This is a genomic window from Tessaracoccus sp. SD287 (assembly GCF_017355265.1).
Lineage (GTDB): Bacteria > Actinomycetota > Actinomycetes > Propionibacteriales > Propionibacteriaceae > Aestuariimicrobium.
Window position 1 is genome coordinate 1 of the sequence record NZ_JADIJQ010000052.1, and the last position, 7,787, is coordinate 7,787.

General features: G+C 68.5%; 7 protein-coding genes, 1 tRNA gene and 1 pseudogene. 6 read left to right on the forward strand and 3 right to left on the reverse strand.

Annotated features, from left to right (window positions below):
• Positions 1-940 (reverse strand): annotated as a pseudogene (locus tag IPV09_RS13625) (hypothetical protein); the annotation flags it as partial.
• 117 nt (positions 941-1,057) lie between these two features.
• Here IPV09_RS13625 and IPV09_RS13630 point away from each other — a divergent pair.
• The 3 genes from IPV09_RS13630 to IPV09_RS13640 all read left to right on the forward strand — a co-directional run bounded on the left by IPV09_RS13630 (position 1,058) and on the right by IPV09_RS13640 (position 4,646).
• Positions 1,058-2,101, forward strand: coding sequence for a methyltransferase (locus tag IPV09_RS13630; RefSeq protein WP_207475847.1), 1,044 nt, complete (start codon positions 1,058-1,060; stop codon positions 2,099-2,101).
• 37 nt (positions 2,102-2,138) lie between these two features.
• Positions 2,139-3,008: a phosphoserine phosphatase SerB gene (gene serB, locus IPV09_RS13635; protein ID WP_207475849.1), complete on the forward strand. Its 870-nt coding sequence runs from the start codon at positions 2,139-2,141 to the stop codon at positions 3,006-3,008.
• Positions 3,009-3,134: 126 nt separating this feature from the next.
• A complete protein-coding gene (locus IPV09_RS13640) occupies positions 3,135-4,646 on the forward strand; it encodes an acetyl-CoA hydrolase/transferase family protein (RefSeq protein ID WP_207475851.1) in 1,512 nt (503 codons plus the stop codon).
• Positions 4,647-4,739: 93 nt separating this feature from the next.
• On the opposite strand, the gene IPV09_RS14510 is transcribed toward IPV09_RS13640, so the two are convergent.
• Positions 4,740-5,438 carry an HAD-IA family hydrolase gene (locus IPV09_RS14510; RefSeq protein WP_207475852.1) on the reverse strand — a complete coding sequence of 233 codons (699 nt, stop codon included), beginning with the start codon at positions 5,436-5,438 and terminating at the stop codon, positions 4,740-4,742.
• Positions 5,439-5,559: 121 nt separating this feature from the next.
• On the opposite strand from IPV09_RS14510, the gene IPV09_RS13650 reads away from it, so the two are divergent.
• The 3 genes from IPV09_RS13650 to IPV09_RS13660 all read left to right on the forward strand — a co-directional run bounded on the left by IPV09_RS13650 (position 5,560) and on the right by IPV09_RS13660 (position 6,938).
• Entirely contained in the window at positions 5,560-6,201 is a 642-nt protein-coding gene (locus IPV09_RS13650) for a hypothetical protein (RefSeq protein WP_207475854.1), read from the forward strand.
• Positions 6,202-6,223: 22 nt separating this feature from the next.
• Positions 6,224-6,793: a type II toxin-antitoxin system PemK/MazF family toxin gene (locus IPV09_RS13655; RefSeq protein WP_207475856.1), complete on the forward strand. Its 570-nt coding sequence runs from the start codon at positions 6,224-6,226 to the stop codon at positions 6,791-6,793.
• A 71-nt stretch (positions 6,794-6,864) separates the two neighbouring features.
• Positions 6,865-6,938 (forward strand) — tRNA-Gly (locus IPV09_RS13660).
• Between the two features lie 199 nt (positions 6,939-7,137).
• Here the strand turns inward: IPV09_RS13660 and IPV09_RS13665 are convergent.
• Positions 7,138-7,787: tetratricopeptide repeat protein (locus tag IPV09_RS13665; RefSeq protein WP_207475858.1), on the reverse strand; the 650-nt coding region annotated here is incomplete at its 5' end.

The window sequence follows — 7,787 nt, forward strand, 5'->3', positions numbered from 1 at the left end:
CGGGACCCTGGAAGCTGCGGATTTCCCTGGCCTCCTCGAGCGAGGACTCCTCCTCCTCCGCAGCCGACGCGACCAGGGGCCCCGGCGAGGCATGCTCGGCGGCAGTCACGAAGTCCGGGGCCGGCGCGTCGGTCCACTCCCCCTCGGAGTCCTCGAGGTGGTGCTCGTCCTGGGTGGGGGCGTCCTGGGCTGACTCGTCCTCGACGGGCTCGGCCGGGGCATCGGCGGCCGGCACCTCGGCCTCCTCGGTCACGTCCGCCTCCTCGGTCCCGTCCGCTTCCTCGGGCACGTCCGTCTCCTCGGGCCCGTCCGTCTCGGCGGTCACCGGGGCCTCGTCGGCCGCGCGGGTCGGCGCCGGGTCCGGGGCAGCACTGGCAGGCCCTCCGATCGGGATGACCGGGGCCAGTGCGGCGATGGCCGGCTCGTCACTGACCTGGTCGGCACCTTCGGCGCCCTCACGCGCCGCGGGGAAGACCAACTGGGTGGTGGCGGTGGCGTCCAGCACGATCGCCGACGCCGTCACCGCACCCACCATCAGCGGGAGTTGCAGCACGGTCTCCTGGTCGACGTCCTCCATGTCGACGCGCACCTGGCGGCTGGTGACCGGGGCCTCACGCCAGGACACGACCCCCTCGCCATGGTTGATGACGTCACCGGTGGTCAGGTCCACCAGGCGCAGGGAGCCACGCACCAACGAGTGCATGCCGTCGGCCGACCAGAAGAAGGCAGCGAAATTGGGCATCTTGTTGGCACCGTGGGAGGCCAGCAGCGAGAGCAGGTGCTCAATCGAGCGTGACTCGACGACTCGGTCCCAAATGTTGTTGAGCAGCATCGAGGCCTTCACCGGCGCCGGCTGCAGGATCACCAGCGAGCTGGGCCCGGCCAGGACGACCCAACGACCGGGAGTGTAGGTGGCGCGCCAGGCGGCGTATTGCTGCATGTCGTACATCCTCTCGGGGTGGCACCCCGGAAGGGCACCTCCACCATTTTCACCGCACCGGGGTGCATTTGGGCAAGTGGCGAGGGAATAACTTGCCGCGGGCCCTAAAGTTTGGCTGTGCCCGCAACCCCCTTGAATGATGTCGTCGACCAACTGGTCATCGACGAATCCGGCGTGTCCGTGAATGACCGCACCGTCCTGGTGGTCGGCTCGGTCGCCGCAGCCGCATATGCGCTGGAAGCCGGGGCCAGGGTGCTGGCGTTCTGCGACTCGGCCGTCGAGCAGTCGGCACTGCCCCGGGGAGTGGAACGAGTCACCCCCGCCGACGACCTCGGCCCGGTCGACCTGGCCTGGGTGCGCCTGCCCCGCGACCTGGACGAGTTGGACCAGTGGTGTGCCTGGATCGCCGCCTCGGGTGCGGCCTTCGTGGGCGGTGCCCGCAGCAAGCACCTGAACCCGTCGATGAACACGGTCATCGCCCGCCACTTCGGCGACGTGCGGGCAAGTCTGGGACGCAACAAGTCCCGCGTGCTGCACGGCAACGACCCGCGACCGCAGGCAGCGTCGCGTCCGGGCGGGGCCTGGCCGCGGTGGGGCCAGGTCGACCTGCCGGCACCCTCGGGCGGAACGTCGGCGACCAGGGTGGCCCACCACGGTGGCACCTTCGCCTCGGGCCGGATCGACCCCGGCACCCGTCTGCTGCTGCAGCACCTGCACCAGGTGGTGTCCGTGGGCGCCGAGCGGGTGCTCGACTGGGGTTCGGGTGCCGGGATCATCACCACCGCCCTGGCCGGGCTGCTGCCGCAGGCGCGCCTCGACGCGGTCGACCTGTCCTGGGCAGGGGCCGAAGCCACTCGGCTGACCCTGACCGCGAACGACATCACCGCCGAGGTCCACTGGGCCGACGGCAATGCGCTGCTCGCGGCCAGTGACGACTACGACCTGGTGGTCAGCAACCCCCCGTTCCACGCGGGGGTGGCCAAGGACTCCTCGGCCACGGAGTCTCTCATCGAGATCGCCACCCAGCGACTGCTGCCGGGCGGGGAACTGTGGCTCGTCCACAACTCGCACCTGCCCTGGCTACGACTGATGCGTCGCCACGGATTCGCCGAGGTCGTCGCCCAGAACTCCGGCTACACCGTGTCCCGGCTGCACCGCTGACGATCGACCGTCTGGGCTCAGACCCTAGGCTGGGGCCATGAGCCCTGACCCGCAGCAGCCCCACGACCAGCCCGACAACCTGTCGGCGGCCCTCGACGGCCTGCCGGACGTGGTCACCTCACGCACGATCCTGGTGGGTCCCGGGCTACCCCCGGCCGAACTGGCCGGTGCTCGGGCCCACGACTGGGGCTGGGCGGCGCAGGCCCGGCCCGGCGACCTCGCCCTGGCCGACCATGGCGTCGTGACCGGGTGGCTGGCCACCCACCCGCCGCGGCTGGTCGTCTGTGACGTGGACGCCACCTTTGCCGTCGAGGAGTCCATCGACCTGTTGGCCGACGTGGCCGGCGCCGGTGAACAGGTCGCCGAGATCACGGCACGCGCCATGAACGGCGAGATCGAGTTCGCCGAGGCGCTGGCCCTGCGAGTGCAGAGCCTGCGCGGTCTACCGGTGGCGGCCCTGGACGAAGTCCGCGCACAGATCCACTACTCCCCCGGCGCCCACCACCTGGTCCGGGCACTGCATGACGTCGGCGCGAAGGTTGCCCTCGTCTCCGGCGGATTCATCGAGATCGTCGGACCCCTCGCCGAGGCGGCGGGTGTCGACTTCGCGGCGGCCAACAGACTGGAGGTCGACGGTGGCAGGCTCACCGGACGCACCGTCGGTGCTGTCGTCGACCGGGCCGCCAAGGCTCGCCACCTGCGCAGCTTTGCCGAGCAGATTGGTGCCACCACCGACCAGACGGTCGCCATCGGCGACGGTGCCAATGACCTCGACATGATGGCCGCAGCCGGTCTGGGCATCGCCTATTGCGCCAAGCCGGCCGCAGCCTCCCAGGCCGACGCCACCATCAGCTTCCCGCGCCTTGACGCCGCCCTGGGCTACCTGGTTATGGGCGCCGGAGCCTAGTCGGTCGCCGGCGACGTCCATGCTGACCCCTCCCCCTTCGCGGGGAATTCTGAGAGGGTAGCCTCTGGAAAGAAAGCCACGTCGGCAACGAAGCGGACTGGCGTGACCCCTTCAAGGAGGAAAGCGATGTCAGAACGGATCGCCAACGACACATTCCGTCAGAAGATCATGTCGGCCAGCGACGCTGCTGCCCTGATCAAGAATGGGATGAACCTGGGTTTCAGCGGGTTCACCGGTTCGGGTTACCCCAAGGCACTGCCGGTCGCGCTGGCCGAGCAGATCAAGGAGGCGCACGCCCGCGGCGAGGAATTCACCGTCGGCGTCTGGACTGGCGCCTCCACCGCGCCGGAACTCGACGGTGAGCTGGCCGACGCCAAGGGTGTGTCGTACCGGATGCCGTACCAGTCCGATCCGTCCATGCGTCACGCCATCAACTCCGGGGAGTCCTACTACCAGGACATCCATCTGTCGCACGTCGCCCCGAACGTGACCGCCGGCTTCTTCGGGAAGCTTGACGTGGCCGTCATCGAGGTCAGCTCCATCACCGCCGAGGGTGAGCTGGTCCCCTCGTCCTCACTCGGCCTGAACCGCACCTACCTCGACTACGCCGACAAGGTCATCCTCGAGGTCAACGAGTGGCAGTCGGTCGACCTCTACGGCATGCACGACGTGTACTACCCGGTCGGCAATGCCCCCGGTTCCCGCGTGCCGATTCCCTTGACCCGAGCATCCGACCGCATCGGCGGCAAGACGCTGCACGTCGACCCCGAGAAGGTCATCGCCGTCATCGTCACCGACGCCGGCGACCGCAACTCGCCCTTCAAGCCTGCCGACGAGGACTCCAAGGCCATTGCCAACCACTTCCTCGACTTCCTCGGCAACGAGGTCAAGCAGGGGCGTCTGGGCAAGAACCTGCTGCCATTGCAGTCGGGGGTGGGCAACATCGCCAACGCGGTGCTGGCCGGCCTGCTCGAGGGCCCCTTCGACCAGTTGGAGTCCTACACCGAGGTCATCCAGGACGGCATGGTCGACCTGCTCGACTCGGGCAAGCTGACCGTGGCTTCGGCCACGGCGTTCTCGCTGTCACCCGATGCCGCCAAGAAGGTCAACGACCAGGCCAGGAAGTACCGCGACCTGATCATCCTTCGCCCGCAGGACGTCTCCAACCACCCCGAGGTCATCCGTCGACTCGGCGCGATCGCCTGCAACGGCATGATCGAGGCCGACATCTACGGCAACATCAACTCGACCCACGTGATGGGCTCGCGCATCCAGAACGGCATCGGCGGTTCGGGTGACTTCACCCGCAACTCCTCCATCGCCGCGTTCGTGACCCCGTCCACCGCCAAGGGCGGCGCCATCTCGTGCATCGTCCCGTTCGTGAACCACGTCGACCACACCGAACACGACACCGACGTGATCATCACCGAGCAGGGCCTGGCCGACCTGCGCGGGCTGGCACCGCGCCAACGCGCCAAGGTGATCATCGAGAACTGTGCCCACCCCGACTACAAGGAACCGCTCAAGGAGTACGTGAAGCACGCCGAAAAGGTTGCCAACGGTCAGCACACCCCGCACGACCTGGCCACCGCGCTGAGCTGGCATGCCCGTTTCCTGAACGAGGGCAGCATGCGCTGACCCGACCCGGGCTGACGACGACGGCTCCGCACCCCTCGGGGTGCGGAGCCGCTGTCGTGGTGGTGCTGGGTGTGCGGTCTGGGTGCTGCGGCGTCAGCCGAGCAGCAGGGATCGCAGCTCGGTGACGGTCTCGACGACGCCGTGGCTGGGATTCTCGGCCCGCAGGCTTTCACTGGAACTGGCGCCCCAGCCGACGGCGATCTGGTCGATGCCGGCAGCGGCCGCGGCCCGGACGTCCCAGATGGCGTCACCGACATAGACGCAGGGTTCGTCGTGGGCATCGAGCTTGCGCCGGGCGTGGTGGATCGGGTCAGGATGGGGCTTGTGCAGCACCGTCTCCTCGAGGGTGGTGGTGAGTTCCACCAGTCCGGTCAGGCCACCGGCGCGGACGCTGCGCACCGCGTCCTCGCGCTCCTTCGAGGTGACCACACCGACCTTGACGCCGGCCGCCGAGAGGTCCCTCAGCAAGTCGGCCACGCCTTCGTAGCTGCTCTGCAGGGTCTCCAGGTTGGCCTTGTTGAACTCCTGGTAGGCATTGAGCAGCGCCTCGGCTCGGGGACCGTCGCCGAAGATGTCGAGCAGCGAGCGGCCCATCCACGACTTCGCCACCTCGGGGTCGATCTGCTCCCCCGCCACCCGGTCATGGGCGTGCTGGAATGCCGAGACGATCAACTCCAGGGTGTTCACCAGGGTGCCGTCCAGGTCGAAGACCACAGCCGTCCATCGAGGGGCCTGCTCCGGGGTCGGGTGTGGCTCGGCGGTGGATGCGGTGGGGGTGCTCGGCTGGTTCACACGGGTCAGGCTAGCCGGGACCGCGCCGGGCACTCGGCGGCGTCCAGCGAGCGTCACCCTCCGCGCTGGCCAGCACCCGGGTACTGTGGACGAGAACCTCGGCCCGGACGAAAGGTGGCGGATGAGCGAGCAGGGCAGCCAGCCATGGGCACAGCCAATGCCGCAGTCGGAACCCACCGGCCCGGACGGCAAGAAGGTCATCGCGACCCTGCCGCCGATCGACGTCTTGGAGCCCCCGCTGGAGCTCAGCGAGACCACCGGCCAACCGCGCCGCAATCCCGTCATGCTGGTCGGTGCGGGTCTGCTGTACGCGGCCTCGCTGGCGGTCGTGGTCGCCTTCGGCAAGTTCTGGTGGGATGCCATCAACATCACCCACTTCCACGCGTCGGCGCGGCTGCTGGGCTGGACCACGCCGCGTCCCGGTTCATGGCAGTCGGTCGTCTGGGTGTGCGTCATCGCCCTGCTCGCTGCCGCCACCACCGCTGCCCCGGCCTTGGCAGCCTTCCAGGCCTGGAACGGTCACCGGTGGAGCCGGATCCTCGGCCTGGCGGCTGCCGGGATGTCCCTGCTGACGTTCCTGCTGAACAGCTGGGCCCTGGTGGCCATCCCCCTGGCCGTCGCCGGCGCAGCGGTGCTGTGGCTCCGACCGGTGACCGCCTACTTCGACCGGTGGGCGGCCTTCCGGGCCGAGGCGCCGCGCCACCCGCAGGTCTACCAGAACGTGGCCTACGGACGCCTGCCGCGATACGTCTCCGAACGCTGAGCCTCAGCACTAGGGTCTGACCATGGCTTCGCTGCGCACCACCCTGTCCCATGCCTTCAAGAAGGCGCTCGGCGACGCTCTGGACCGTCATCTCCGGGGCGGCGGGCGCCGCAAACCCTCCCAGCGGCAGGGCGATCGACCACTGCGTCCGCGGGCCAGGACCGTGCCACCCGTGGTGGGTGATGCCTACCCCGGCGACTTCAGCGGACGCCTCGAGATGGTCTACTCGCCGGTGCCCGGCACCGAGCCCGACCCCGGCGAAGTCGTGTGGACGTGGGTGCCCTTCGAGGAGGACCACCACCGCGGCAAGGATCGTCCGGTCCTGTTGATCGCCCGCGACGGCGACTGGTTGCTGGGTCTGCCGCTGACCTCCAAGGATCACGATCGCGATGCCGCCCAGGAGGCGGGGGCGGGACGCTACTGGGTCGACGTGGGCACCGGTCCGTGGGACACCCGGGGACGCCCGAGCGAGGCCCGGGTCGACCGGATCATTCGCGTCAACCCCAATAGTGTCAGGCGCATCGGTGGGCAGGTCAGCGAGCAGGTCTTTGCCGAGGTGGCCCGCGAGGTCAGGGCCCGGCGTCGCAGCTGAGCCGACCCTGCCGCACCAACCCGGAAAGGTCCGCTAGACTCAGCTGTCGCACGGGTCTTGCACCCCTGCACGCGGGCGTAGCTCAATGGTAGAGCGCCAGCTTCCCAAGCTGGACACGCGGGTTCGATTCCCGTCGCCCGCTCCAATCGAACAGTGACTAGGTTCATGTCTCATTTCTATGAACTCACTGGCGAATTCGGCTCTACAAGATCAAGGCGCCGGCTCCGCCGGCGCATCCACTGCGGTCCGCTCCTCGCTTCGCTGCGGTGCGGTCCTCGCGGACAGTGAACTTGGGCGGCGAGGCTAGCACTCATGGACGCACAGAGGCTCCACTCTCGGTTCCGTTATGCCGAGGGGAGTGCTTGCCACTCCGGGAACCGGTCGAGGTCGGAGTCGACTGCCCCTGCTAGTGCCGATGCAACAGCCGTCAGAAGCGCAGCTCTGGCAGGATTCTCCGCGCCCACCCGCGCGATGTTCCCTGCGAAGCTCCAGTTGCCAGTCGTCACGCCACGCGAAAGAAGGAGTTTCAGTTCGCCCCCCGAAGAATCTCGGTGCTTTGCAGAGTGCGCGAATAGATAGAAGTTGCACTCTGCCTGGAGAGGCAGCTCCAGGGGGGACGTCGCAATGCGCAGAGCCTTGACTGCATAATCCTCCGCCTTCCCCTCGTGGGACTGGATGAACAGGTGGCGCGCGTAGTTGCCGAGGTTGTTGGCGTGGGTGGGGTTGGCGGCCAGGGCGCGCTGGTACATCTGCTCGGCCTGGTCGTGGTCACCCCGCACATCGGTGAGGAAGATCGCGTAGCTGCCGAGGTTGTTGGCGTGGGTGGGGTTGGCGGCCAGGGCGCGCTGGTACATCTGCTCGGCCTGGTCGTGGTCACCCCGCACATCGGTGAGGAAGATCGCGTAGTTGCCGAGGTTGTCGGCGTGGGTGGGGTTGGCGGCCAGGGCGCGCTGGTACATCTGCTCGGCCTGGTCGTGGTCACCCCGCACATAGG